19 protein-coding genes are annotated in these 24,249 nt (G+C 67.7%); 2 read left to right on the top strand and 17 right to left on the bottom strand.

What is annotated here, in order from left to right:
- Both RYM47_RS03470 and RYM47_RS03465 read right to left on the bottom strand, forming a co-directional pair.
- Positions 1-1,224 (bottom strand): patatin-like phospholipase family protein, encoded by a 1,224-nt coding sequence (locus tag RYM47_RS03470; protein WP_315386104.1) that lies wholly within the window; start codon positions 1,222-1,224, stop codon positions 1-3.
- Between the two features lie 237 nt (positions 1,225-1,461).
- Positions 1,462-2,394 carry a LysR family transcriptional regulator gene (locus RYM47_RS03465; RefSeq protein WP_315386103.1) on the bottom strand — a complete coding sequence of 311 codons (933 nt, stop codon included), beginning with the start codon at positions 2,392-2,394 and terminating at the stop codon, positions 1,462-1,464.
- Positions 2,395-2,582: 188 nt separating this feature from the next.
- Here RYM47_RS03465 and RYM47_RS03460 point away from each other — a divergent pair, with 188 nt between their 5' ends.
- Positions 2,583-3,653: an alkene reductase gene (locus tag RYM47_RS03460; protein ID WP_315386101.1), complete on the top strand. Its 1,071-nt coding sequence runs from the start codon at positions 2,583-2,585 to the stop codon at positions 3,651-3,653.
- Here the strand turns inward: RYM47_RS03460 and pip are convergent.
- Positions 3,638-4,591 carry a prolyl aminopeptidase gene (gene pip, locus RYM47_RS03455; RefSeq protein WP_315386100.1) on the bottom strand — a complete coding sequence of 318 codons (954 nt, stop codon included), beginning with the start codon at positions 4,589-4,591 and terminating at the stop codon, positions 3,638-3,640. The genes RYM47_RS03460 and pip overlap by 16 nt on opposite strands.
- 152 nt (positions 4,592-4,743) lie before the next feature.
- A complete protein-coding gene (locus RYM47_RS03450) occupies positions 4,744-5,085 on the bottom strand; it encodes a hypothetical protein (RefSeq protein ID WP_315386098.1) in 342 nt (113 codons plus the stop codon).
- Positions 5,086-5,255: 170 nt separating this feature from the next.
- Here RYM47_RS03450 and RYM47_RS03445 point away from each other — a divergent pair, with 170 nt between their 5' ends.
- Positions 5,256-9,974: an ATP-dependent helicase gene (locus RYM47_RS03445; RefSeq protein ID WP_315386096.1), complete on the top strand. Its 4,719-nt coding sequence runs from the start codon at positions 5,256-5,258 to the stop codon at positions 9,972-9,974.
- A 40-nt stretch (positions 9,975-10,014) separates the two neighbouring features.
- Here the strand turns inward: RYM47_RS03445 and RYM47_RS03440 are convergent, their stop codons facing one another.
- The 13 genes from RYM47_RS03440 to RYM47_RS03380 form a co-directional block, all read right to left on the bottom strand.
- Positions 10,015-10,641 carry a nucleotidyltransferase family protein gene (locus RYM47_RS03440; RefSeq protein ID WP_315386094.1) on the bottom strand — a complete coding sequence of 209 codons (627 nt, stop codon included), beginning with the start codon at positions 10,639-10,641 and terminating at the stop codon, positions 10,015-10,017.
- Positions 10,638-11,645, bottom strand: a complete 1,008-nt coding sequence (locus RYM47_RS03435) for an XdhC family protein (RefSeq protein ID WP_315386093.1) — start codon at positions 11,643-11,645, stop codon at positions 10,638-10,640. Before RYM47_RS03435 ends, RYM47_RS03440 begins: the two co-directional genes overlap by 4 nt.
- Positions 11,642-13,840: an aldehyde oxidoreductase molybdenum-binding subunit PaoC gene (gene paoC, locus RYM47_RS03430; protein WP_315386091.1), complete on the bottom strand. Its 2,199-nt coding sequence runs from the start codon at positions 13,838-13,840 to the stop codon at positions 11,642-11,644. Before paoC ends, RYM47_RS03435 begins: the two co-directional genes overlap by 4 nt.
- Before the next feature lie 3 nt (positions 13,841-13,843).
- Positions 13,844-14,794: a xanthine dehydrogenase family protein subunit M gene (locus tag RYM47_RS03425; RefSeq protein WP_315386090.1), complete on the bottom strand. Its 951-nt coding sequence runs from the start codon at positions 14,792-14,794 to the stop codon at positions 13,844-13,846.
- Positions 14,791-15,435, bottom strand: a complete 645-nt coding sequence (gene paoA, locus RYM47_RS03420; protein ID WP_315386089.1) for an aldehyde dehydrogenase iron-sulfur subunit PaoA — start codon at positions 15,433-15,435, stop codon at positions 14,791-14,793. The genes RYM47_RS03425 and paoA overlap by 4 nt, the downstream gene beginning before the upstream one ends.
- Before the next feature lie 118 nt (positions 15,436-15,553).
- A complete protein-coding gene (locus RYM47_RS03415) occupies positions 15,554-17,824 on the bottom strand; it encodes a xanthine dehydrogenase family protein molybdopterin-binding subunit (protein ID WP_315386088.1) in 2,271 nt (756 codons plus the stop codon).
- The gene (locus RYM47_RS03410) at positions 17,821-18,885 is read right to left on the bottom strand and encodes a xanthine dehydrogenase family protein subunit M (protein WP_315386087.1); all 1,065 of its coding nucleotides are present in this window, start codon (positions 18,883-18,885) and stop codon (positions 17,821-17,823) included. The genes RYM47_RS03415 and RYM47_RS03410 overlap by 4 nt, the downstream gene beginning before the upstream one ends.
- Complete coding sequence (locus tag RYM47_RS03405; protein ID WP_315386086.1) at positions 18,858-19,439, bottom strand: 2Fe-2S iron-sulfur cluster-binding protein; 582 nt, start codon at positions 19,437-19,439, stop codon at positions 18,858-18,860. Before RYM47_RS03405 ends, RYM47_RS03410 begins: the two co-directional genes overlap by 28 nt.
- 51 nt (positions 19,440-19,490) lie before the next feature.
- On the bottom strand, positions 19,491-20,798 hold the full coding sequence (locus RYM47_RS03400) for a HAMP domain-containing sensor histidine kinase (RefSeq protein ID WP_315386085.1): 1,308 nt from the start codon (positions 20,796-20,798) through the stop codon (positions 19,491-19,493).
- A complete protein-coding gene (locus RYM47_RS03395; RefSeq protein ID WP_315386285.1) occupies positions 20,795-21,469 on the bottom strand; it encodes a response regulator transcription factor in 675 nt (224 codons plus the stop codon). Before RYM47_RS03395 ends, RYM47_RS03400 begins: the two co-directional genes overlap by 4 nt.
- A 19-nt stretch (positions 21,470-21,488) precedes the next feature.
- Positions 21,489-22,601 carry a type 1 glutamine amidotransferase domain-containing protein gene (locus tag RYM47_RS03390; protein WP_315386083.1) on the bottom strand — a complete coding sequence of 371 codons (1,113 nt, stop codon included), beginning with the start codon at positions 22,599-22,601 and terminating at the stop codon, positions 21,489-21,491.
- A 56-nt stretch (positions 22,602-22,657) separates the two neighbouring features.
- Positions 22,658-22,909, bottom strand: coding sequence for a hypothetical protein (locus tag RYM47_RS03385; protein ID WP_315386082.1), 252 nt, complete (start codon positions 22,907-22,909; stop codon positions 22,658-22,660).
- Positions 22,906-24,240 carry a TFIIB-type zinc ribbon-containing protein gene (locus tag RYM47_RS03380; protein WP_315386081.1) on the bottom strand — a complete coding sequence of 445 codons (1,335 nt, stop codon included), beginning with the start codon at positions 24,238-24,240 and terminating at the stop codon, positions 22,906-22,908. Before RYM47_RS03380 ends, RYM47_RS03385 begins: the two co-directional genes overlap by 4 nt.
- Positions 24,241-24,249: the final 9 nt, after the last annotated feature.

Raw genomic sequence — 24,249 nt, 5'->3', positions numbered from 1 at the left:
TCAGGGATCATCGCCAGGCGTCATTCCCGGCGGGCGCGACAGCCACACCGGCCCGGCCTGCGCGCGTTTGTAGCCCAGGTCGTACAGTACTTTCATCTGCACCGGGTCGAAGCTGGTCGCCTCGGGCAGGTCGAGCGTGGAGTCGATGGTGACCCAGGCAAACTGCGCCCGGTCGCGCCGGGCGTAGGCGTATTCGCGGAACAGGTCGCCGATCATGCCCGCGCGCCCGGCCACTTCGATGGTGCGGAACGCGATCCCGCGCAGCGAGCGTTCGGCCGGATCGGACGCGGCGGCGAGCTGTCCGTTGTGGATCATGTACGTGTCGTAGGTGGCGGGCGCACGGGACACGCGGTTGTAGATCCGCTGCGGATCGATGATGCCGGCATGCAGGAAGATGTTGGCGGCGACGAAGCCGTCCACATGCATTTCGTCGTAGCGCTTGCCGTGGGCCTCGACCTCGATCAGCACCGGCGGGAACGCAATCGGGATCGACGCGGAGGCCAGCATCACCCGGCGGAACAGTGCGAGTGCTTCGGGCGACTCGCGGGTCGCGATCAAGCCCATGTTCCAGACCACGAAGTGGCGGGAATCCAGGTCGGCGGTGCCCATGTAGAGCCGCCGCCCGGCGCGGTGCTCTGCGGCGATCTTTGCCAGCAGCGGCGCGTCGATGGCACGGGCGATCAATGCTTCCAGCGGCGCCGTATTCGCCAGCGACTCGCGGCGCAGGAGTGCCATCAACGGATTGCCGGCACTGAAGACATCCGCGTCGGAGGTGGTGGTGTAGAAGCGCCGCAGCGCCTCGTCGTAGTCCGGGCCGAGGAAAACGTAAGGCGCCATCAACGCCCCGGTCGAAACCCCGGTGACGATCTTGAACGTCGGGCGGGTGCCCGTTGCGGTCCAGCCATTGAGGAACCCGGCCCCGAAGGCCCCGTTGGCGCCACCGCCAGACAAGGCAAGGTGTGGGTAATGGATGCGTCCATCGCTGCCGACCGGGAAGTCGTCCGGCCGCTCATCGCGGATCGAGCGTTCAAAATCGAGCTCCATGTCCCGATTCGGCCGCCCGGCCCAGCCCCGCACATCGGGCATCCCGGGCACGGCCGCCCAGGCCACCTGATCGGCCGGCACGGGGTTGCGGGGCAGGGTGGCACAGCCGGCCAGCAGCAGGCAGCCCAGCAGAAGAGCCAAGCCGGCAGCAGCGCGGGAGCGGGCGATGGGTGCGTCCACGCGGTCAGCGTGGCATCAAGGGCAGAGGCGGGTCCACAGTAAAACCCGCAAGTCGAGCGACCGGCCGAGCATTGGTAGGGTCGCATCCCAATCGACCACCGATAACGGTGCATCGTTCTGTTGGGGCATGACGCCGGGCAGGAACATGCCCTTCGGTTGGAACAATGCGTTCGTCGCACCGATCGGCACGGTCGGCGGTCGTTTGGGAACCGACCCTACCGATGCGCGCGTCCCCGATTACCTGTGCGATGCCCTGTCCCAGTACGCCGGGGTGCCGAACTCCTCCAGCAGGAATGCGGTCACCTCACGCACTTTTCGTGAGCGCAGCTTGTTCTCGGGAGAGAGCAGCTGGATGTAGGAGGCTTCGGTGCTTGCCGAACCTTCCCAATCGGCCAGCAGCGGCACCAGCTGCGTCCGTTCAAAGCTGCCTTGGCGGTACAACCAGCTCGGGAACAGCACCACCCCACGGCCCTCCATCGCGGCGTCCAGCAGTACCTCTGCGTTGTTGCTGCACAACGGCCCGCTGACGTTGATGCCTTCGAATGGAGCGTCAGCATCCTGCCGGAAATACCAGCGCTGGGTGCCGAACTGCCCTTTGTAGAGCAGGCAGCGGTGCTGCAGCAGATCGGCCGGCGCTTCCGGCGTGCCGTGCGCGGCCAGATACGCCGGGCTGGCCGCGAGGATCTGCCGCTGCGCGGCGACGGTTCGTCCGATCAACCCGGAATCGACCTGCGGCCCGATCCGCACCGTGATGTCCACGCCTTCCTGCACCGGGTCGATGAACACATCGGTGAGCTGCAGTTCGACGTCCAGGGCAGGGTGCTGGTCCTGCAGCTCGCCGATCAGGCGGGCCACGTGCAGGCGTCCGAACGCCTCGGGGGCGTTGATCCGCAGCCGTCCGCTCAGGGCGCCGTCGTCGTGGCCCAGGTCGTCCACTGCCGCATCCAGCAGGTCGATGGCTTCGCGGGCCTGTTGGTGGAAGCGCTCGCCTTCCTCGGTCAACCGCACCGCGCGGGTGCTGCGGTAGAACAGCTGCCGGCCCAGGTCCTTCTCCAGCCCGGCGATGAATCGCGACACGGACGAGGCGGGCACCCGGAAGTGGCGGGCGGTGGCCAGGAAGCTGCGGGTGCTGGCCACCATCAGGAAGTAGCGCAGGGCCTTGAGCTGCATGGGCTGGGCTCCATGATTGCGAATTTCGCAATTGTGATTTGATGATTGATCGGATTGTAGCTGGATAAGCATCTACCTAGCATGGTCGCCTGCCCGCCCGTCGGGCCCCTCCCCAGGAACCCTGCCATGACTGCTTCCCTGTTCACCCCGTTCGACCTTGCCGGCACCCCCTGCGCAACCGCGTGGTGATGGCGCCGCTGACCCGCGCCCGCGCGCCCAACGACATCGCCGACGAGCGCATCGCGCTGTACTACGCCCAGCGCGCCACGGCGGGCCTGATCGTCAGTGAAGGCACCCCGATCTCGCAGGAAGGGCAGGGCTACCTGTTCAACCCGGGCATCTTCCGCCCGGAGCAGATCGAAGGCTGGCGCCTGACCACCAACTCCGTGCACGCGGTGGGCGGGAAGATCGTGGCGCAGCTGTGGCACGTCGGCCGCGTTTCGCATCCGACCATCCAGGCCGATGGACGCCTGCCCGTGAGCGCCAGCTCGAAGCAGCCGATGGGCGCACAGGCCTTTGGCTATGACGACAGCGGTTCACCGGCGCTGGTGGCGCCGCCCGCGCCGCGCCAGCTGGGTACGGACGAGATCGCGCGCATCGTCGGGGAGTTCGCGCAGGCGGCTGCCAACGCCATCGAGGCCGGCTTCGACGGTGTGGAGATCCACGGTGCGAACGGTTACCTGTTCGAGCAGTTCATGAATCCGCTGGTCAACGACCGCGCCGACCAGTACGCCGCCGACACCATGGAGAATCGCCTTCGCTTCACCCTCGAGGTGATCGACGCGGTGGTGGCCCGTATCGGTGCAGCCCGCACCGGCATCCGCCTCTCGCCGTACGGCCAGTTGTTCGACATGCCGCTGCACGACGGGATCGACAGCACCTACGACGCGCTGACCCAGGCGATCGGCCAGCGCGGGCTGGCCTACGTGCACCTGATGGATCAGTCCGGCTACCAGATGGGCGAAAAGGTGATGGCTGCGGGCGCCGAGACCGGCTTCCAGACGCTGCTGCGCACGATCCGCGGCAACCTGCCGAACACCGCATTGATCCTGGCCGGTGGGCTCGACCGCGCGCGTTCCGAACAGCTTATTGATGCGGGCCTGATTGACCTGGCCGCGTTCGGTGCGCCCTTCATCAGCAACCCGGACCTGGTTGCCCGCCTGCAGAACGGCTGGCCGCTTGCGACTGCCGACCGCACCACGTTCTACGGCGGCGGCGCGGAAGGCTACATCGATTATCCGAGCTACGCAGCCGCCTGATCGGCGAACGCATCGGTGGCGCGCACCAGCGCGTCCACCGTATTAGGTTCGGTCGCGCCGTGGCCGGACAGCACCATCTCCAGCCGCGCCTCCGGCCACGCCTGCGACAGGTCCCACGCGCTGCGCGGCGGGCAGATGATGTCGTAGCGCCCCTGCACGATCACCCCCGGCAGATGGCGGATGCGGTCGATGTCGCGCAGCAGCTGGCCGTGCTCGAGAAACGCGTTGTGGCGGAAGTAGTGCGCTTCGATGCGGGCCTTGGCCAGGGTGTCGAGCGGGTCGGCGTCGGAGACGGCGTCGACGTCATGCACCAGCGTGGCGGCAAAGTCTTCCCAGCCCAGCCAGGCTTGCGCCGCCGCGATCCGGGTAGCTTGATCGTCGCTGTCGAGGCGCTTCCAGTAGGCGTCGATCATGTCGCTGTGTTCGTCGGCCGGCAGATAGGCGGCATAGCGCGCCCAGCGCTCGGGGAAGATCCAGCGGGCGCCGCCGTCGGCTTCAGCGAACCAGCGGTTCTCTTCGACACGACCCAGATAGACCCCGCGCACGATCAGGCCAGTGGCGCGGTCGGGATGTGCCTGCGCGTAGGCCAGGGCGAGGGTGGAACCCCACGAGCCGCCGAACACCAGCCACTTGTCGATGCCGAGCTGCGCGCGTACGCGTTCAATATCGGCGACCAGATGCGCGGTGGTGTTGTCGCGCAGTTCGCCGAATGGCGTGGAACGGCCGCTGCCGCGCTGGTCGATCAGGACGATGCGGTAACGGGTGGGATCGAAGAAGCGGCGGTGGGTGGGGGAGACGCCAGCGCCCGGGCCACCATGGAGGAACACGACGGGGATACCGTCGGGTGCGCCACATTCCTCTACGTGCAGAGTGTGCAGGTTGTCTACGGCGAGTGTGTGTTCGCGGTAGGGCGCGATGGGTGGGTAGAGCGTGCGCATGCGGGGGCCTTGGGCGGGGTGCCGTTCAAGGGTAACCCAGGGTGTGCGTTGGACACGCTACCAAGCGTCACCATAGTGGCGCGGCAACGCCCGGGCGCGTGGCGACGCGTTCGTCGGACAGGCGCCCACGGGTCAGATGGCGCGGCGTGTCGCTACTCGATGGCCACGCGCACGTCGCGGGCGGTGTCGCGCAGGAGTTCTACGGTGAAGTCGGGGGCGCCGCGCTGGGCTTCTATGACGACTACGTCGCCGTTTTCCACCATGACCCGGTAGCGGTCGCCCAGTCGCGCACTGATGGCCGCGCGGGCGGCGTTGGCGATCAGTTGCTCGGTGTCGCCTTCGCTGATCGGAACGTCGATATGCATCGGCGACTCTTCCTGCAGCCAGATGCGGAAGCTGACCGTACCGTTCGACTCTGCAGCGTCATGGATCGCCAGGCGCCAGCTGTTGGCGGCCTTCGGACGCGGCATGTCGGTGGCGCGCGGCGTCAGCATGGGCGCGAACTGGGCCATGGCCGTGGAGCTGCCCGCAAACAGGACACACAGCCCGATCAAGAGGGCGACTTTGAGGGCGGAGTGCGGAGGGCGGTTCATGGCGGTGGCCGGTAAGGAAACATCGGGCTGTGATCGGTATTTCTACGCCCCTGCGGGTAATCTGGACGTCAATGAGACTGTCGCCTTCCCATCACGCGCTCGTTCCGTTTGCACCGGCCACCCGCGACTGGTTCGCCAGTGCGTTTGCCGCGCCCACGCCGGTGCAGACAGCCGCGTGGGCGGCCATCGGTCAGCGCCAACACACCCTGGTGATCGCGCCAACCGGTTCAGGCAAGACCCTGGCTGCGTTCCTGCACGCCATCGACCAGCTGTACCGGCAGCGCCTGGACGACCCTTCGCCACGCCGCACACGCGTTCTTTACATTTCCCCGATCAAGGCGCTCGGCGCCGACGTGCAGCGCAACCTGCAGGTGCCGTTGCTCGGCGTGGATGCCGAGCGCGAACGCCGCGGCGATCCGCCGGTGACGCTGACCGTGGCGGTACGCACCGGCGACACCCCCAGCGCCGAACGCGCACGGATGGTGCGGCGCCCGCCGGACATCCTGATCACCACCCCTGAATCGTTGTTCCTGATGCTGACCTCGCAGGCGCGCGAGACGCTGCGCGAGGTCGACACCGTGATCGTCGACGAAATCCACGCGGTCGCCGGCAGCAAGCGCGGCACCCACCTGGCGCTCAGCCTGGAGCGGCTGGACGCGCTGCTGCAGGTGCCGGCGCAGCGCATCGGACTGTCTGCAACGGTGCGCCCGGTGGAGCAGGTGGCGGCCTTCCTCGGCGGTGACCGCCCGGTGACCGTGGTCGACCCGGCCAGCCCGCGCGAGCTGGATGTCCGCATCGTGGTGCCGGTCGAAGACATGGCCGATCTGTCGGCGCAGGCAGGGCCGGGCGGGGAGCGCGACGGGGCGCGTGCCGGCTCGATCTGGCCGCACGTGGAGGCCAGCATCCTCGAGCAGGTACTGCAGCGCCGCTCCACCATCGTGTTCGCCAATTCGCGCGGCGTGGCCGAGAAGCTGACCGCGCGGCTCAACGAGCTGCATGCCGAGCGGACCGCACGCGACGCGGGCCTTCCACCGCCCACGGCGGTACCGGAACAATACGGCTCGTTCACCGGCAGCACCGTGTCGCGCGTGCTGGACAGTCCTGAGGTAATTGCACGTTCGCACCACGGCTCGGTCTCGAAGGAGCAGCGCCGCGAGATCGAACAGTCGCTCAAGGACGGCAGCCTGCGCTGCGTGGTGGCCACCTCCAGCCTGGAGCTGGGCATCGACATGGGCCTGGTCGATCTGGTGATCCAGGTAGCCGCGCCGCCGTCGGTGGCAAGCGCGCTGCAGCGGATCGGCCGCGCCAGCCACCAGGTTGGCGGGACCTCCACCGGGCTGGTCTACCCGCGCACCCGGCGCGACCTGATCGACGCTACCGTGGCGATCCAGCGCGTGCTGTCCGGACAGATCGAGGCGGTCGACCCGCCACGCAATCCCCTGGACGTGCTGGCCCAGCAGACAGTGGCTGCCGCCTCGATGGACACGCTGGACGTTGAGCAGTGGTACGCCACGGTACGCCGCGCCGCGCCATACCTGGCCCTGCCGCGCAGTGCGTTCGACGCAACCCTGGACATGCTCGCCGGGCGGTATCCGTCCGACGACTTTGCGGGCTTCCGCCCCCGGCTGGTGTGGAACCGGCAGACCGGCGAACTCAGTCCGCGGCCGGGCGCGAAGCTGCTGGCCGTCACCAGTGCCGGCACCATTCCCGACCGTGGCATGTACAGCGTGATGCTGCCGGAAGGCGAGGAGCGCGCCGGCTCGCGCCGGGTGGGCGAGCTCGATGAGGAAATGGTGCACGAGTCGCGGGTCAACGACGTGATTACGTTGGGTGCGACGTCGTGGCGGATCGAACAGATTACCCACGACCAGGTGGTGGTAACCCCAGCGCCCGGCCGTTCGGCGCGGTTGCCGTTCTGGCGCGGTGAGGGCGTAGGCCGCCCGGCCGAGCTGGGTGAGGCGGTGGGCGCGTTCCTGGCGGCGATGGATGCCGATGCAGCGACCGGTGACATCGCGCCTGCGCATCTGGAGGAACTGCGCCGCTGCGGGCTGCAACCCAACGCGATCGCCAACATCGTGGGGCTGCTGGACGAGCAGCGCGAAGCCACCGGTGTGCTGCCCACCGACCGCCGCCTGGTGGTTGAGCGCTGCCGCGACGAGTCCGGCGATTGGCGGGTGATGCTGCATTCCCCCTATGGCCGCCGCGTGCACGACCCGTGGGCGCTGACGCTGGCGGGGCGCATCCAGGACCGTTGGGGCGTCGACCCGGCGGTGGTGGCCAGCGACGACGGCATCATTCTGCGCCTGCCCGATTCCACCGGGCGCCTGCCCGGCGCGGAACTGTTCCTGTTCGATCCGGAACGACTACGACGCGAGGTCAATCAGTCGGTTGGCAGTTCCGCGCTGTTCGCGGCGCGCTTCCGTGAGTGCGCCGCGCGCGCCCTGTTGTTGCCACGGACCAAGCCCGGTCGACGCTCACCGCTGTGGCAACAACGGTTGCGTTCGGCCGAACTGCTGGCGATCGCGCAGCGTTACCCGGATTTCCCGATCCTGATCGAGACTGCGCGCGAGTGCCTGCAGGACGTGTATGACCTGGATGCACTGGACGCGTTGATGCAGCGGTTGACCGAAGGCAGTGTCGAGATTGCCGAGGTCACCACCGAGGTGCCGTCGCCGTTCGCGGCCAACCTGTTGTTCGGCTACGTGGCCGAGTTCATGTACGGCACCGACGTGCCGCTGGCCGAGCGCCGCGCCTCGGTACTGTCGCTCGATACCGGCCTGTTGGGCGACCTGCTGGGGCAGGTAGACCTGGGCGAGCTGTTGGATGCTGCGGTTGTGGACCAGGTCGGATTGGAACTCCAGCGGTTGGCCCCGGAGCGAAAGGCGGCCGGCAAGGAAGGCGTGGCCGACCTGCTGCGCGAACTGGGTCCATTGAGCGAGGATGCAGTAGCCCAGCGACTGACCGATGCAGCGCACGCCCGCGATCATCTGCTCGCGCTGCAACGCGAACAGCGCGCCTTCCCGCTCCTGCTCGGCGGGCGTTGGTGCTGGGCTGCGGTGGAGGATGCCGCGCGCCTGCGCGACGCGCTCGGCGTGGCGCTGCCTGAGGGGCTGCCCACCGTGTTCCTGCAGGAAAGTGCAGATCCGGTAAGCGAGTTGCTGGGGCGTTACGCACGCACCCACGCACCGTTCACCACCGCAGAAATCGCGCAACACTGGGGGCTGGGCGTCGCGGTGGCGGATGCGGGGCTGGATGCACTGGCGGCGCAGGGCAAGGTGCTCAGCGGCCATTTCGGTGTGGCGCAACGTGCCGGGGTGGATGCGGCCGTGGGCGAGCCGTCACCGCTGGCACGCCGCGAGTGGGTATGCGAGGGGGTGTTCCAACGCCTGCGGCTGCGATCGCTGCAGGCGGCGCGCGAGGCCACCCGCCCGGCGGGGCGCGAGGCTTATGTCGCGCTGTTGCTGCAGCGCCAGGACCTGATTGCGGATGCGGCGGTCGCCACGCGGCAGGGCGCAGTACCCGAGGACGGCCCCCTGCAGGGCGTGGACGGTGTACTGCGCGTGGTGGAGCTGCTGGCGGGCGTGCCGCTGCCGGCGTCTGCATGGGAAAACCAGATCCTGCCGGCGCGGGTGGCCGACTACGCGCCGTCGATGCTCGACGGACTGCTCGCCAGCGGCACGGTCGTGTGGGCGGGACATGGCAAGCTCGGCGACGACGACGGGTTGGTCTCGCTGCATCCACAGGAACTGGCCGCGGAATCGCTGCCGCCGCTGGCGCCGTTCGAGGCGTCCCCGGTGCAGGCGGCGATCCTGCAGGTGCTCGCTGATGGTGGCGCCTATTTCGCCCGGCAGCTGGTGCCGGCGGTGGCGTCGCGCGTGGAAACGGTAGGCAGCGACCCGGATGCACTGCGTGATGCGTTGTGGGAACTGGTCTGGGCGGGTCGGGTCACGACCGATATCTGGACGCCGCTGCGCCATGTTCCGGGCGCACGCGTGGTGCGGCCCCGGGTGGTCAGCTCGGCACGGCAGGGGCGCTACGCGCGGGGCAGGGCGATGATGCATCCGCCGGGCAGCGAGGACGCTCAGAGCGGACTACGGGATGCGGCCTCGGGCGCTGCGTTGGCGGGCCGCTGGTCATTGGTGCAACGTCCGGCCACGAGCGATACCGTGCGCGCGGTTGCACTGGCGGAAGGCCTGCTGGAACGTCACGGCATCGTGACGCGCGGTGCCGCCATCGCCGAAGGCATTGCAGGCGGTTTTCCCGCCCTTGTCCAGGTGTACCGCGGAATGGAGGACGCGGGGCGCGTGCTGCGCGGGCGTTTCGTGGAGGGCATGGGTGGGGCGCAGTTTGCAGAACGTGGGTTGGTGGATGGCCTGCGCGAGGTGGCGGACGCGCAGGCGCAGCAAGGGCTCGGTGTGACCGTTGGTCTGTCGGCGGTGGATCCGGCCAATCCGTTTGGTCCCGTGCTGCCCTGGCCAGCGCACAGCGCGGTGTTGCGTCCGGTGCGGCGGCCGGGCGCGATGGTGGTGATTGGCGGCGGTCGGCTGCGCATGTACCTGGCGCAGGGTGGGCGACAGTTGTTGACCTGGTTCGACGCCGACGCGGCCGACACCGATGCTGTGCTGACCGCTGCAGCGCAGGCGCTGGCGATCGCGCTGCGACGGGGGCGGCGGGTGTCGTTCACGCTGGAGCTGATCGATGACCAGCCGGTGCGTCGGGATGCGGTGTCTGAAGCGCTGCGGGCAGTGGGATTTTCCAGCGCGCCGAAGGGGCTGGCCTGGGATCGTTGAGGAACGATGTGGGTGTGCGTGGGCCGGGCAGAGCCCGGCGCTACGGCGGGTCGATCAGGCCCAGTTCCTGCGCCGTGCGAAGGTTGTCGGGCGTGTCGATATCCAGCGCCAGTGCGGGCGCCTCCAGCACATGGACCGACTCCGGCGCCAGCGCGCGCAGGCGAGCCCGGAAGCCGCTGTCGTCGCCACCGCCTGCAAGGTCGTCGAACCACGCGCCAGGCACCACCGCCGGCACCCCCAGCACCACCGCCCCGTCCGACGCAAGCCCGGTACCAGCACACCCCGAAGAAGCGTTGTAAGCCCCCCGCAACAAGGCATGCAGATGCGCCACTTCCAGCGCCGGCTGATCGCACGCAACCACCAGCACATGCGAGAACCCGGCCACCAACGGCGCAGCAACTTCAAGACTGCTGCGCATCCCTCGCTGCGGCTCCGGATTGATCACCATCGTAAGCGCCTGATCGCCCAACGCTTCCGCCACTGCGTTGGCATCCGGAGCCAGCACCACCACCAGCGTGGCAGGGCGGGTACTGCGCGCCAACCGGACCACGCGATGCAGCAGCGTTTCGCCGTCGATGCGCAACAGCTGCTTGGGTTGCCCCAGCCGCGCACTTGCACCGGCGGCCAGTACAACCACGGCATGCCCCACGCGCTCGCTGCCGGTCATGACAACCCCGGCGCCGCATGCCGCCATGCCTGAAGTTGCGCGGCAATGCTCAATGCAATGGCTTCCGGTCCCCGTCCACCCAATGCGAGCCCCACGGGCGAGCGTAACCGGGGTGAAAGCGAAGCACACGCGTCTGGCGGCAGCACCTTGAACAGATCGTCGCGGCGTCGGCCTGGGCCAAGCAGCCCGATGAAGGGCACGGATACGTCGGCCAGCTGTTCCAGGGCTTCCCGGTCGAGTTCGAAGTTGTGATGCATCACCAGCACCGCGTCGGGTAATGGCGTACTCCACGCTGCAGCTGTCGCACTCGTCTGCTGTTCGCACGAGGCGCCGACAGGCAACCGGTCGCGCCAACGCGCACGCGGTTCGATCACCTGCACGCGCCAACCCAATCCGCGCAGCAGCGGCAGCAAGGGTGTTGCCTCTGGCCCCGCACCCAGGACGACCACGCTCGGGGCAGTACGCCAGTGGAGCTGCCACCGAGTCCGGGCATCGTTCCATTCGAGCGGCAGACTACGCAGCAAACCTGCTGCCTCAAGGTCTTCGCACCGCCAGACAAGCTGGCCTTCGGCCTGCAGGTTCAACGTCAGCGTTCCGTTTCCACTCAGCCAGGTTGCCAGTACCGCGCCCATGTCTTCGAGCGCTGCCGTGGGAATCAACACGATCCTCTGAAGTCCACGACACCCGACCGCGTTGGCCGAGAACATCGCGTCGTCGTCGCGCGTGTCGATTTCCATCCAGTCCAGTGCGCCCTGGTCGACCGCCTGCATCGCGCGGCGTTCGATCTCCGGCTCGAGGCAGCCACCGCTCAGCCAACCCAAATGGCCTTCGTCGGTAAACAGCACCAACGTCCCGGCGCGGGTATAGGTGGAGCCCTCGGTTTCCAGCACCACCGCCAATGCCGCGCGCCGACCGGCGCGCAGCGCGTCCAGCGTCGCCTGCAGGACATGGCCAGGGTTGCCGTCCTCCACCTCCAGCGCTGCGGTGACCAGACCGGCGCTCATCCGAGCGCTGGCAATCCGCGCAGCAGCTTGTCCAGCGTGATCGGGTACTCCCGCACCCGCGTGCCGGTGGCGTTGTAGATGGCATTGGCCACCGCCGCGCTGACCCCGCACAGGCCCAGCTCGCCCACGCCCTTGGCCTTCATCGGCGAAGACACCGGGTCGGTCTCGTCCAGGAATACCACTTCCTGGTGCGGAATGTCGGCATGCACCGGCACTTCGTAGCCGGCCAGGTCGTGATTGACGAAGAACCCGAGTCGCGTGTCCACTGCCAGCTCTTCGGAGAGCGCCGCGCCGACGCCCATGGTCATCGCGCCGATCACCTGGCTGCGTGCGGTCTTGGGGTTGAGGATGCGGCCGGCGGCGCATACCGCCAGCATGCGGCGGATGCGGCTTTCGCCGGTGGCCACGTCCACGCCTACTTCAACGAAGTGCGCGGCGAAGGTGGACTGCTGGAACTTCTCTTCGAGCTCGGCGAACTCGATGCTGTCTTCAACCACGAGTTCGCCGTCGGCGGCGGCCTTGCCGAGGGCGAAGGCCTTGCCGCCATCGCTGACCTGGCCGTCGGCAAAGTGCGCCGTGGTCGGGTCAAGGCCGAGCTTGGTGGCAACGGCCCCGCGCAGCTTGGTACAGGCAGCGAACACGCCCGCCGTTGAACTGTTCGCGCCCCACTGGCCACCGGAACCCGCCGACGCCGGGAAGCTGGAATCGCCCAGTTTCACTGTCACCTTTTCCAGCGGCACGCCGAGCATTTCGGCGGCTGTCTGCCCGATGATGGTGTAGCTGCCGGTGCCGATATCGGTCATGTCGGTTTCAACCGTGACCTGACCAGTCGCATCCAGCCGCACGCGCGCACCCGACTTCATCACCAGATTGTTGCGGAAGCCAGCGGCCACGCCCATGCCGACCAGCCAACGACCATCGCGCTGCTGGCCGGGACGGGTATTTCGCTTGTTCCAGCCGAAACGCTGCGCACCGTCGCGCAGGCACTGCACCAGCTGCCTCTGCGAGAAGGGGCGTTCCGGATTGGCCGGATCGACCTGGGTGTCGTTGCGGATCCGGAACTCGATGGGATCCAGGCCGAGCTTTTCGGCCATTTCATCCATCGCGATCTCCAATGCCATCAGCCCCGGTGTCTCGCCGGGCGCGCGCATCGCATTGCCTTCCGGCAGGTCCAGCGTAGCCAGGCGCAGACCGGCCAGGCGGTTGGTGCCGGCGTACAGCAGTTTGGTCTGCTGTACCGCTTCCTCGGGCGAGCCGCCCGGCAGGTTGCCCGACCATGATTCGTGACCGATGGCGGTTAGGGTACCTTCGGCCGTTGCACCCAGGCGGATGCGTTGCAGCGTGGCGGGGCGGTGCGTGGTGTTGTTGGCGATCTGCGGGCGGGACAGCGCCACCTTGACCGGGCGTTTCGTCGCGCGCGCACCCAACGCCGCCAGCAGCACGTCCGAGCGCACGAACAGCTTGCCGCCGAACCCGCCGCCGATGTACGGCGAAATCAACCGCACCTTGTCCTTGGGCACGCCCAGCGTCTTGGCGAGGTCGCCCTTGCCCCAGTCGATCATCTGGTTGGAGGTCCACACGGTGAGTTTGTCGCCTTCCCAGGCAGCCAGCGTGGCGTGCGGCTCCATCATCGCGTGCGACTGGTCGGGCGTGTGGTAGGTCGCATCGAGGGTGACAGGTGCGTTGCCATAGGCACGTTCGAAATCGCCCACGCGTGCATCCGGATCGGTCTTCTGGAAGTTGGTTCCCGCCTTCTTTGCAGCGGCAAGGTCGTAGGCGCCTCGCTCCGTGGCGTAGCGCACCTTGACCAGCCCGGCTGCGGCGCGCGCCTGCTCAAACGTCTCAGCCACCACCAGTGCCAGTGCCTGGTGATAGTGCGAAATCTCCGGCCCGCCCAGCAGCGCGGCGGCGTTGCGTTCGGACTTCTGCAGCGGGCCGGCAGTCTCTGCAGTGACGATGGCCAGCACGCCCGGCGAGCGCCGGGCCGCGTCCAGCTCCATCCCGGTGACGCGTCCCTTGGCAATGCCGGCAGTCACCACATAGCCATAGGCAGGATTGGCAATGGCATCGTGCCGCTCATAGGCATACGGCGCATGCCCGGTGGTCTTGAGCGGGCCGTCGATCCGGTTCAATGGCTGGCCGACCACCCTGAGCTGGTCGATGGGGTTCTTGCCGGCAGGTGTGTCAAATTTCATGGCTTACCCCTTGGCTTCCATCAGGACAGAAGCAAGCGTGCGTTCGGCAAGCTGCACCTTGAAGGCGTTCTGTGACGATGGCGTCGCGCCCTCCAGCAGCTTGGCCATCACCGGCGACGCGCCCTGCGGCAGCAGTGCATCGGCCTCCGGCTTCCGCCACGGTTTGTAGGCGACGCCGCCCAGCGCCACGCGGCCGCTGCCATCGCGCTGCACCACCGCCGCCACCGAGACCAGCGCAAACGCGTACGACGCCCGGTCGCGCACCTTGCGGTAGATATGGGTGCCGCCGAGAGGTGCTGGCAGTATCGCCGCCGCGATCAGCTCGCCCTTGTCCAGCACGGTTTCCAGTTGCGGCGTGGTACCGGGCGCGCGATACAGGTCATTCAGCGGAATGCGGCGGCTGGTGCCGTCCGGACGGATGGTTTCCACCACCGCATCGAGCGCCATCATCGCCACCGCCATGTCGCTGGGATGGGTGGCGATACAGGCGGGGCTGGTCCCGACCACGGCCAGCTGCCGGCTGATGCCGCCAATCGCCCCGCAGCCACTGCCGGGCAGGCGCTTGTTGCAGGGCTGGGCGGTGTCGTAGAAGTAGGGGCAGCGGGTGCGCTGCAGCAGGTTGCCGGCGGTTGTGGCCTTGTTGCGCAGTTGCCCAGAGGCACCGGCCACCAATGCGCGGGTCAGCAGCGCGTAGTCGCGGCGGATGCGTTCATCGGCGGCAAGGTCCGTGTTGCGCACCAGCGCGCCGACCCGCAGGCCGCCGTCTTCCGTGGCCTCGATGGTGTCCAGCTGCAGTCCGTTGACGTCGATCAGATGCGCCGGGGTTTCGATCTCCAGCTTCATCAGGTCCAGCAGGTTGGTACCGCCGGCGATGAAGCGGGCACCCTGGGTGCGAGCAGCCGCCGCAGCGGCGTCGGCGGGCGAGGTGGCGCGTTCGTAGCTGAAGACTCTCATGCGCGGGTGCCTCCAACGTCTTCGATGGCTTCGACGATGTTCGAATAGGCACCGCAGCGGCAGATATTGCCGCTCATGCGCTCACGGATCTCATCGGTGGAAAGCGCGGTGCGCGCCTCCAGATCGCCGGTGACGTGGCTGGGGATGTTGTCGCGCACTTCCTGCAGCACCGCCACTGCCGAGCAGATCTGGCCGGGGGTGCAGTAGCCGCACTGGTAACCGTCGTGCTTCACGAAGGCGGCCTGCATGGCGTGCAGGTTGCCCGGGCTGCCCAGCCCTTCGATGGTGGTGATCTTCGCGCCCTGGTGCATTACCGCCAGGGTCAGGCATGAATTGATCCGGCGGCCGTCGACCAGTACCGTGCAGGCGCCGCATTGGCCGTGGTCGCAGCCTTTCTTGGTGCCGGTCAGGTGCAGGTGCTCGCGCAGGGCATCAAGCAGGGTTACCCGCGTGTCCAGTTGCATCGTGCGGGGCCGACCGTTGACCTCGAAGGCGACCTCTGCGGTCACCGGGGCGCGGGCGCCCGGGGCATTCCCCTGCGCCTCGGCCACGGCGGCTGGCAGCACCATGGTGGTGGCGGACCCGGCGCCGAGCTTCAGCACGTCGCGGCGGGACAGGGAAAGGTGCGGAGGGGTGCTCATCGATTGGCTCCTCGTTGGCTGTTGCAGCCTGGCTCACGGGGTAAGGCACGGCCACGCCCCAGGCGCGCCGATGCCACCATCATCGGGGAGGCGGGGTAGGCATACGGTGAAGCGCCCGTCAGCGCATGACCTTGTCCGGGGTGATCGGCGTGCTGCGGATGCGCTTGCCGGTGGCATGGTAGATCGCATTGCTGACCGCCGCCGACACCCCGACCAGGCCGATCTCGCCGACTCCCTTTGCACCCAGGCTGCTGACCACCCGGTCGTCTTCGTCGGCGAACAGCACGTCGATGTCGTGGATGTCCGCATTCACGGAGACGTGGTACTGGGCCAGGTCGTGGTTCATGAACCGCCCGAAGCGATGGTCCGCCTCGGTGTGTTCGTGCAGGGCCGCGCCAAGTCCCCAGATCACCCCGCCGATGATCTGGCTGCGCGCGGTGGTCGGGTTGAGGATGCGACCGGCGGCGATCGCGCTGACCACCCGCATCACCCGCACCGTGCCGAGCTCTTCATCGACCCGGACCTCCACGAATACCGCACTGTGGGTAGCGCGCACGAACTTGCGCTGCTCCAGGATGTTCGGCAGCAGGAGGTACCTGGCCTCCACGCTGTCCAGATTGCCGTCAGCGAGCAATGCGGTCAGCGGAACCGTGCTGGCGGGGTCCGCGCGGAGCGCCATGCCGCCGTCCGCGAATACCACGTCATCCAGCCGGGCACGGGCGAAGGCACTACGGCCCTGCTTGCGCGCGAGGGCCAGGAGCTGCTTCTGCAGCTTCTCGCAGGCGCCCTGGACCGCGGAGCCCACCGTAGTGACGTGTGACGACCCGCCTTCGATCGGCGCGACCGGCAGGGTCGAATCGCCCATCTGGAAGCTCACCTGCTCCATTGGCAGGCCAAGCGCCTCGGCGGCGATCATGCTCATCACCGTGTAGGTGCCGGTGCCGATATCGCTGGCGGCGCTGCTCACTACCAGCCTGCCGTCGGCATGCAGCTGCGCGTGCGCGCGCGCGAACATCTGCATCGCGTCCCACTGCCCGGTCGCCATGCCCCAGCCGACCCATTCATGGCCTTCCTTGCGCGCACGCGGCTGCGGCGCGCGCCCACTCCAGCCGAAGCGCTCGGCGCCCAGCCGGTAGCACTCGCGCAGCGCTTTGGTGGAGAAGGGCTTGCCGTCGGCGGGATTGACCCCGGCGTAGTTCTTCAACCGGAGCGCCAGCGGGTCCATGCCGATGTCCGCTGCCAGCTCGTCCATCGCCACTTCCAGGGCATGCATGCCATGGGCGGCGCCCGGCGCGCGCATGTCGATGGGGGTGTACTGGTCCAGGTCGACCAGCTTGTAGCCCAGGTGGACGTTGTCGCAGGCGTACATCTGGCCGCTCCAGTTCACCACCACTTCCACGTAGTCTTCGATCCGTGACGTCTCCGCAACCGCGTCGTGCGAAATGGAGCGCAGGGTGCCGTCGGCGTCGGCCGCCAGCTTCACCCGCTGCACGGTTTCAGGACGGTGCCCGAAGGTGAACATCTGCTGCCGGGTGAGCACCACGCGAACCGACCGCTCCAGTGCCAGGCTGCCCATCACCGCCAGCGGCAGTTGGTACTGGGGCCGCAGCCCGGAACCGAACGCGCCGCCCACGTAAGGGTTGCGCACGGTGACCTTCTTCTTGGGCAGGCCGAACACCTGCGAGACGTACCAGCGGCTGTTCTGCGAGCCCTGGGTCTTGTCGTAGATGGTCAGATGGCCGTTTTCGTCGCGGATGACCGTACTGGCGAACAGTTCCATCGGGTTGTGGTGTTCCACCCCATGGTAGAAATCGGCCACGATCTGGTGGGGTGCGCTGACAAAGGCCGCGGCCGGGTCGCCCTTGTCTTTCGGGGGCGCGGAGAAGCCGGCCTTCATCTTGCGAGGCTCGCGCGCCCGGCCCATCGCGGCGACCAGGTTCGTGTCATGCGCTTCCACCTCGTAGTGGACTGCAACGCGCTCAGCGGCTTCGCGCGCGGCCTCGAAGGTCTCGGCCAGCACCATCGCCACCGGCTGTCCGCTGTACAGCACCACGTCGTCGTACAGCGCACGGAATGGCTTGCCGGCTGGGGCGGTCATGTCCTTGTAGAACAGGCCGTTGCCGCGCATATGCGGACGGTTGAGGTGGGTAATGATCTTGAGTACGCCCGGGACGGCTTCGGCTTCCTGCAGGCTGAAGCCCAGGATGCGCCCCTTGGCAATGGTGCTGTTCACCGCGACGCCGTAGACCAGGTCGGCCGCCGGCCATTCGGCCGCGTAGCGCGCCTGTCCGGTGACCTTGGCGCGGCCGTCGATGCGTGGCGTGCCGGTGCCGGTGGGCACGTGGCCCGTGCCCGGTACTGCAACGGGGGGCAGCAGGGGCAGGTTCATGCGGCGTCTCCCGCAGATGGCAGCGGTTCGCGCTGGTTCGTGACCGTGCCCTTGGCGGCGGTGTCGAGTGCACGCACGATGGCGCGGTGGGCCAGTGGAATCTTGAACGCGTTCTGGCCTTGCGAGACCGAACCTTTCAACAGGCGATCGGCCGCGAGCGCGAACGTGGCCAACGACGGCTTGCCGCCGACCAGGAGCGATTCTGCTTCCACGCTGCGCCACGGCTTGTGGGCCACACCGCCCAACGCCAGTCGCGCACTGCGGATGGTGCCGTCTTCGGCAAGGTCCAGGGCTGCCGCCACGGAGACCAGCGCGAACGCATACGACAGACGCTCGCGGATCTTCAGATAGGCGCTGTGCGTGGCGTAGTGCGTGGCGGGCGGCAGCTCGATGCGCAGGATCAGCTCATCCGGCGCCAGCGTGCTGTCGATGTGAGGGGTATCGCCCGGCAAGCTGTGGAAATCGAGGAACGGGATGCTGCGTTCGCCGCGCACGCTGGCCACGTGCACCGTGGCATCGAGCGCGGCCAGGGCCACGCACATGTCGGACGGGTGGGTCGCGATGCAGTGCTCGCTCGCGCCGAGGATGGCGTGGTGGCGGGTGAGGCCGCCGATGGCCGAGCAGCCGCTGCCCGGTTCGCGTTTGTTGCAGGGCGTGGCACGGTCGTAGAAATACGTGCAGCGGGTCCGCTGCAGCAGGTTGCCGCCGTTGCTGGCCATGTTGCGGATCTGCGGCGAGGCGGCCGCGAGCATGGCCGCCGAGAGCAGCGGGTAGTCGCGCTCGACCAGCGGGTGCCAGGCGGTGTCGGCGTTGCGTGCGGTTGCGCCCAGACGCAGGCCGCCGTCGTCGCGACGTTCGATGGTGTCCAGCGGCAGCCGGTTCACGTCGACCACCGCGGCCGGGGTCATCAGCTGCAGCTTCATCAGGTCGAGCAGGTTGGTGCCGCCAGCGATGAATCGGGCAGTGTCGCCCGTGGCTGCCATGGCCTGCAGGGCCTGCTGGATCGACGCGGCGCGCTCGTAGGTGGCCGGAATCATGCCGGCACCGTCCCAGGTACCCACTGCTCCGGCGTGGCGGCATCCTGCGTCGGCGCGATGCCGGCAACCGACATCACCGCTTCAGTAATCTGCGGATACGCGCCGCAGCGGCAGATGTTGCCGCTCATCAGTTCGCGCACCTGGTCCCGGCTGCACGCCTTGCCTTCGTTGATCAGGCCCTGCGCCGAGCAGATCTGACCCGGGGTGCAGTAGCCGCACTGCAATGCATCGCAGGCGATGAAGGCCTGCTGTAATGGGTGCAGGGTGTCGCCATCGGCGAAGCCTTCGATGGTCTGCACCTCGGCGCCGTCCTGCATCACCGCCAGCGTCAGGCAGCTGTTGATGCGCCTTCCGTCCACGAGAACCGTGCACGCACCGCACTGACCGTGGTCGCAGCCCTTCTTGGTGCCGGTCAGCTGAAGCCGTTCACGCAGCAGGTCGAGCAGGCTGACCGTGGACTCCACCTCGAGCGTGTGCTGTTCGCCATTCACCGTGAGCGTGAGTGGGTAGAGCACACGCGGGCCCGGAGCAGGGCGGGGCGGCGGGGTAGCAAGAGGTGATGCGACAGGCTCGCTCATGGCAGTTCCGGCTGGGGCGATTCGCCCTACGGTGTGCCATGGGTTGTCTAGTCAGGGTGCAGGGGGGATGCAGGGCGCGCGAAGGCGTCCGTCCAGCAGAAGCGCCACCGTGGTGGTGCCGTGTTCGGAATGCATCCGCAGGCCAATGCCGTGCCGCTCGCAGAGGCGCTGCACGATCGCAAGGCCGAGGCCGTAGCCGCGGCTGGCGTCGCTCTTGATGAACGCGTGCAGGTCATCGGGACTTATCGCCGCGCCCGGGTTACTGATTACAAGCCAGCCGTCGGCAACAGAAAGGTCGACCGTTCCGTTCAGTGTGTGCGCGAACGCATTGCCAACCAGGTTGGACAGGATGATCCGGAGCGCGGCCGGCGGAAGGTGCGCGTGTACGTTGCTGCCAACCTCCAGTGCAACCTCGACAGGGCGATTCGCCAGCACGGACGACTGGTCGACAATGACCCGCTCGAGCAGAGGCAGCAGTGCGGTCTCGGTCGGGGCCTCCTGTTGATGCTGCTCACGTGCAAGCATCAACAGGGCACTCACGGTCTGTTCGAGCTGCTGCACGGAGGAATCGATGTACTGCACCTGCCGCTGCAGTGGCTCATCCAGATCGGTACGGGCGCCGATCCGCTCGCAGGCACTGCGGATCACGGCCAGCGGCGTGCGCAGTTCATGGCTGGCGTCGCGGGTGAACTCACGCTCACGGCCTACGAACTCGTCGACGCGCCCCAACAGATGTTGCAGCGTCCGCGCCAGTACCCCTACCTCGTCATCCGGCAGGCTCTCGGCAAAGCCCTGCGGCAGCCGCGAGGGACTGGCCTGTTCGACCATCGCGGAAAGGCGCGAGAGTGGCCCGGTCATGCGGCGCGCCAGCCACGCGCCCAACAGTACGGCCGCCACGAGCACGGCCAGGCTGGACCAGGCCAGCCACTGCAGGATGCCGTTCCGCATGGGCCGCACCACCAGTTGTTGGCTTACCTCGGCCGCCAGCCACGCGGGGGTCACGCCGCCGCCCGGCTCAAGCAGATGCAGGTGGTAGTGGCGGCCCTGGTCGCCCGCAAACTCGCGCCGCCATGGCTCCTCGGACAGTTTCGCCGCAATACCATCGGGCAGGGTGGAAGGGTCGGAATACACATTCATGCCGGGCAGCGCGGGCTGGCGCCACTCACCGCGGGACGCGTGGTGCTGCAGCTGCACCGTGGCTTCCTGCTCCAGCAGTCCGTTGAACAGCTGGTCTTCCACCAGGTACACGAACAGGACAACGTAGAAGCCGTAGATCACTGCGACCAGGAGCGCGAAGCCGGAGAACGCCAGCATCAGCCGATGCCGGAGCCGTCGGCGCGGGCGGGAGGGCTCGCTCATATGTCGGCCTCCAGCCGGAAACCAACCCCGTGCACGGTCCTCAGCATCGGAACGGCAAAGGGTTTGTCGAGTACCTGGCGAAGCGTGTAAAGGTGGGTGCGCAGAGGATCGGACTCCGGCACCTGCTCGCCCCACAAGCGTTCCACCAGCTCGCTCCGGGTCAGCGTGCGCGGCCAGGCATCGGCCAGGACCAGCAGCAGCTGCAGGGCGGTGTGCTGCAGCGGCAGAACCTGTCCGTCGCGCTGCACTCGATTGTTGCGTCGATCTATGGTGAGGCTGCCGATGACCAGCTGGTGAGCGCTGCCAACCCGATGCCGCTGTGAAAGTGCCAGGCAACGCGCCACCAGTTCCGCACCGGCGAAGGGCTTGACCAGGTAATCGTCTGCGCCGCAGCGGAAGCCGGCCAGTTTGTCTTCCAGCGCGTCCCGGGCAGTGAGCATCAGGATCGGTATGTGGCGCTCGCTGCGTGCGCGCAACGCTTCACAGACACGAACGCCGTCCATGCCGGGCAGTCCCAGGTCGAGCACGACCACGTCGAATGGTTCGTCCAACGCGGCCTGCAGCCCGGTCAGGCCGTCGGCGGCGAAGCGGGTGCCAATGCCCTGCGCGGCGAAGAGTGCTTCAAGGTTGGCGCGAAGCACGGGATTATCTTCGATCACCAGGACGCGCAGGGCAGGGCGGGGTGTCATCTCAGCCGTCGATCCGTTTCAGCAGGGCATCAGCCTGTTCCATGCCGGGCACCGCGTCCAGTACCTGCTGGACCAGTATGCGTGCACGGACGCGGTCTCCCAGCTTCAGGTGCGCCTCGGCCACGCCGAGCTTGAGCTGCGGTTCGGCCATGTACGGCATGGCCAGCTCCATGGTCTGCAGTGCCGGGCGCAGTTCGGCAAGATTGTCCGCTGCAGCCTTGGCCTGGTAGAAGCCGAGCATGCCGATCAGTTCTACGTGGAACTGATCGGTACTCCGTTGAAGCGTGGTGGTCGCCCCTCGTACGTCGCCGCCACGCAGCTGCTCGACCAGCTGCATGGCGCGCTCGTCACGGCCCGGGGTGCGGGGAACCGGCGTGTGGCCCAGTCCGCGCACGATGGCTTCTGCAACGCCAACAGTGGAGTAGGGGTTCTGGCCGGTCACCAGCCGACCGTCGACCACCACGTGCGGCATCATCAGGGGTGCCTCGCTCCACTGCGCGTCTCGCGAGCGCAGGGCATCCTCAAGCAGCCACGGGTACTGTGCGGCCCATTTCTTTCCGAACAGCGCCTCCTCCTCGTTGGTGAAGCCGGTCAGCCGTCGGCCGGCCACGATCGAGCTGCCATCGGCAAGCGTCACCCCGGCCAGTGCAGCCGGACCGTGGCAGACCGCTGCGACCACGGCGCCGTTCTGCCAGGCGGTTGCGATAAGCCGCTGCAGGGGACGGGACGCGGGGAGGTCGAACATGGCGCCCTTGCCACCTACCACGTAGATGGCTGCGTAATCGGCGGGGCGCAGCTGGGCAATGGCACGGGTGTCGGCCAGCTGGGACATGGCGGCGGTGTCGGCCAGCAGCGCCGCATTGAACGGCTCTTTGGGGTCGTACTTGTCCGCCTCGACCGCGCCGCCCTGGGGGCTGGCCACGTCGACCTCCAGCCCGTTTGCCTTGAAGATCAGCCAGGCCTGGGAAAGCTCATCGAATTCGTAGCCGGGGCGGGTCCTGCCGGCATCGCGACCCTCGCCGCTGACCACGATCAGGACTTTTTCGGCAGCGCGTACGACGGGTGGGGCGAACAACGACGCGCCCAGCAGCAGGTGAACAATAAAACGGGTCATGGCAACTCCGGATCGGAAGGTGATCCGGAGCATGCCTGCCCGAAATCAAGCAAACATCAACCGCTGTTGCGAACCACCCGCTTTCGATACTCGCGCACGTTGTCCCCGCGGATCCGCGTCTCCTGCGTACCGTTGTTGGTATCCACCTGCCGGTCCGAGCCGGTCACCGGCTTGGCCTCCACCGTGGTTTCGCGTTCGAACGCATGCGACTTGTCGGTATTGCGGTAATACCGGTACAAGCCCCAATACAACGCCGTTGCGCTGGCGGGGCCAGCCAACAGCAACCAGAGACCACTATCGTCGCTCATGAGGCCGCTACCAGGAACCAGAGGGTGATGGCTTCAACAATCGTGCCGGTGGTGAGCGCGGCCAGCAGCAGTTTCCACTGCTGCACCGGCACGCTGCCCATGGTTTCACCGGTACGGCCATTGACCGCGATGTAATGCAGCATGCCGCCGTTGCGGCCGGGCTGGTGGTACGAATACAGCCACACCGGCAGGTACATCGACACCCATCGCGAGCCGTGCACGTCGACCTGTTCGGTTTCCCAGCGCACGCCGCGATCGTAGCGGCGCACCGAGCCTTCCACCTGCGAACGGGCGATGGACAGCAGCTGGTCTTCCAGCCGTGGCTTCATCTTCTCCACGTCCAGGTTGCGCTTCTCCGAGCTGAAGCCCAGCAGGTAGGACGCGTTCCACTTCAACGCGTTCTTGGTATCGAACGGCAGGATCGCATTGATGATGTTGTTGGTGTTGGCCTTGATGTCCAGGTTGCCACGCTCGGCCGATGATTCCATGGGCAGGTCGTCCACGGTGAAATCCACCGAGCGCTCCACCTGGTACACGTCCGCGTCGTAGTAGGTCTTCTTCTTGTCGCCCTCACCGCGCGTGTACTGGCGAGTCTGGATCTCCCCCTTGCCGGTCACGCTGGCGCTGACGTTGCTGTCCACGATCATGTACGGCATGTACACGCCGACCACGTTTTCCGGGGTGAACTGGTCCTTGAACGCCTTCAGGGCGAACAGTCGGCGCTTGTCCACGAACTGGCGGATGCGCGCCACCGCGTCGTCCTTCGTGATCCGGAACGGCAGCACCGCGTCGGGCACGGCGCCGTTGGACACCTGCTCGTTGACCCCGAACACATGGCGGCACCAGTGGCAGCGTGCGGTCATGGTGGTTTCAGTGTTGATCGTCACCTCGGCACCGCAGCCGGTGCACTTGAAGCTCATCAGGCTGGCGGTGCCGGCCTCGATGTCGCGTGCGCCGGAGGCGATGATGGTGCCACGCAGCTGGTCCAGGCCTTCGCCCAACCCAAACTCCTGCTCAACCGACGCCCCGTGCCATTCGTGACGGCAGAACTGGCAGACCAGCACGTCGGTGCCCAGCTTGAGGCGCACGTCGGTAGAGCCGCACTTCGGGCAGCGGTTGAGGCCGTCCTTCAGCTCCTCGGCACGGGTGTCGAGGGCGACAGGATCGGGCGCCTCGATCTCGGCACGGATCGGGTCGGGCAGGGTGGCGCGGTCCAGCGGGAAGCTGCCCGGCAGCGGTGGCACGTCGCGCGGCGAGCCGGGGCCGGTGACGGCCTCCGGCAACGGCGGTGGAGCCCCGGGTAGCGGGGGCGGGGTTCTGGGGTCGGACATGGTTCGGTT

It is taken from the genome of uncultured Stenotrophomonas sp., assembly GCF_963519125.1.
Lineage (GTDB): Bacteria > Pseudomonadota > Gammaproteobacteria > Xanthomonadales > Xanthomonadaceae > Stenotrophomonas.
The sequence above is the reverse complement of the archived record's forward strand: the minus strand, read 5'-3'. Positions and strand labels throughout refer to the sequence as shown.